This window comes from Bradyrhizobium sp. WYCCWR 13022, from assembly GCF_030435535.1.
Lineage (GTDB): Bacteria > Pseudomonadota > Alphaproteobacteria > Rhizobiales > Xanthobacteraceae > Bradyrhizobium.
Genome location: NZ_JAUIZJ010000045.1, coordinates 1 through 2,536 on the forward strand (window position 1 = coordinate 1; position 2,536 = coordinate 2,536).

Consider the following 2,536-nt stretch of genomic DNA (forward strand, 5'->3'; position numbering starts at 1 on the left):
CTGCACAAGAGGTCGGAACGGTTCGGGAAGGAAGAGAAACAATCTGCGGGAATGGGCGGCATCGTCCCCGCAAAGCCGGTCAAGCGGTGCGCTTCGTCCCGGCGCCGGAGCTATGTGGGGCGAGACGTGATAATCGGTGCTGCTTGTTCGTAGCACTTCATAGGCAAGCCGTTAAGCTGCTCACACGACATCATGCCTCGTCGGCTACCAATCTTAGAAATCTGTATGACGATGAGGAACGTCCTAACGGTCCGGCTTTGCGCATCGCGGCCGCAATAACTGGGTGAGTCGGTAGTTCACCGCCTCGGCCGTCCAGTCGAGTACGTCTATCCTAGCAGCGTCATCCATGTGAACGCTGCCTCACCGTTGCAGATTAAGGCCATTCAGGTGATGACCCAGGCCAGTGCTGCGTGCACGTACCGCAGGACATCTGCGAGAACTGATCAGTACGGCCCCCGGACGCCGAGAACCAGATATCGCGGCCCTCAGCTCATCGTCGAGCCACTGCACATGTCAGATATGTTTTATCCCGCCTCACGGGCATTTGTTCTCGGTGCGGCAATCCGGCGCGAAGTAGGACTTCGTCACTGCAATTCTTCGGCGGGCATGGGTATAATGTGTGATTCTAAGGGATCGGTAGGACCGCGAAAAGGTCCGCCGAAAGGCAGACCTTCGTGTGTCCAGATAATTCGCTTCGCTCATTGAACGGCCCTGTCCTGGCTCCGGGCAAGCCGAAAGAGCGGTCGACGACCGAGGAAGCTGAGCCAACCTCGCCTGACCTTGAAGCTCGCCTCCACTCTGCCAAGGCCGATCGCATTACCGCCCCTCTGCGGCACCGCACGTTCCGCCGCATCTGGACCGCCAGCCTGGTGTCAAATCTCGGTAGTTTGGTACAGGGAGTCGGGGTGGCCTGGGCTATGACCGAAATGTCATCGTCAGCGGACAAGGTCGCGCTGGTCCAAACCGCTCTCGGATTGCCGGTGATGCTCATTGCGATTCCGGCCGGCGCAATTGCTGACCTGCATGACCGGCGCATCGTGGCATTGATTTCACTCGGTATTGCACTGACCGCCAGCGCTACGCTGGCGGTACTCGCTTTGCTGGGATTGCTTACGCCGGACCTCTTGCTTGGTCTCTGCTTTGCAGCAGGCTGTGGCACCGCGATGTTGGGACCCGCGTGGCAGGCGGCAGTGGGCGAGCAAGTGCCTCCACAAGCCCTGCCCGCCGCAGTTGCGTTGAATGGCATCAGCTACAACATCGCGCGGAGCGTAGGTCCGGCAGTCGGGGGTATCATTGTGGCCTCCGCCGGGACCGTAGCCGCGTTCACATTCAACACGATCTCGTTCGTGCCACTTATCGCCGCGCTCTATCTATGGAAGCGCGCAAGTGAGCGGTCGCGTCTCCCACCGGAACGGCTCGGCCATGCCATCCTGTTGGGCGTCCGGTACATCACGAACTCGCCACCTATTATGATCGTGTTGGTCCGAACGATCATATTCGGGTTGGTCAGCGGAGCTATCCTGGCGCTGTTGCCAGTGGTCGTACGTGATCGCCTTCTCGGTGGCGCGCCAACTTACGGCGTGATGCTGGGCGCCTTTGGCCTGGGAGCCATTTTGGGAGCGATCAATATCTCGCTGGTGCGCGAGCGCTTAAGTAGCGAAGCCGCCATGAGATGCTGCACGCTGTCCATGGCAGCGGGTATTGCAACTCTGGCACTAAGCCACAATCCGTTGATGGCTGCGTTCGGATTGGTTCTGGCTGGTACAGGGTGGACGTTGTCTTGGACGCTCTTGAACATCGGCGTACAGCTTTCTGCACCCCGCTGGGTTGCCGCGAGGTCTCTGGCGGCGTACCAGGCCGCCGCATCCGGCGGTCTTGCCATAGGCAGCTGGGGGTGGGGACATCTCACCGACATCGCCGGCGTTGAAACAGCGCTGCTTGTCGCAGCCTCGCTGATGCTGGCATCTCCTCTGGTCGGCCTACGATTGCGGATGCCTTCTGTTGGTGAGGGTGCCGAAGAGGGAAGCCTCCTCGAAGATCCGCAGGTGCGGTTGCCGGTCAGGGGGCGCGACGGACCTGTGGTGATCGAGATCGAATATCGGGTGGAGCAGAAAAACGCTCCGGACTTTCGGGAGGCCATGCAAGAGCTTCGGCTCGTCAGGCAGCGCAATGGCGCCTACGGTTGGTCGATCGCACAAAACATGGCAGACCCAGAAGCGTGGATCGAGCGCTATCACTTCCACACCTGGCACGACTACCTGCGCCAGCGCAACCGCTCCACCATGGCCGAGCAAGCTCTGGAAGGCGCTGTGATAAAAGACTACCACGTTGGTCCCGGCAAAGTGCGTGTCCGCCGCACGATCGAGGGTTTTGCTCGGGGATAGCTTGACGCCCGCAGTTGCGGACAACCGGCGGATGCGACCGCAGTGTCGCGTATTAGCGAGATGCTTCTCCGATGGAGATATTACCCCGCCCGGCGAACCGGGCGGGGCTTGGCGGAGGATCTCACTCGCCGTTCTTGCGCGGCCGGGACCAG

At 60.7% G+C, this 2,536-nt stretch carries 1 protein-coding gene; it reads left to right on the forward strand.

Annotated features, from left to right (window positions below):
- The first annotated feature begins 815 nt into the window (after positions 1-815).
- The gene (locus QY049_RS36610; RefSeq protein ID WP_232995657.1) at positions 816-2,384 is read left to right on the forward strand and encodes an MFS transporter; all 1,569 of its coding nucleotides are present in this window, start codon (positions 816-818) and stop codon (positions 2,382-2,384) included.
- The last annotated feature ends 152 nt before the right edge of the window (positions 2,385-2,536 follow it).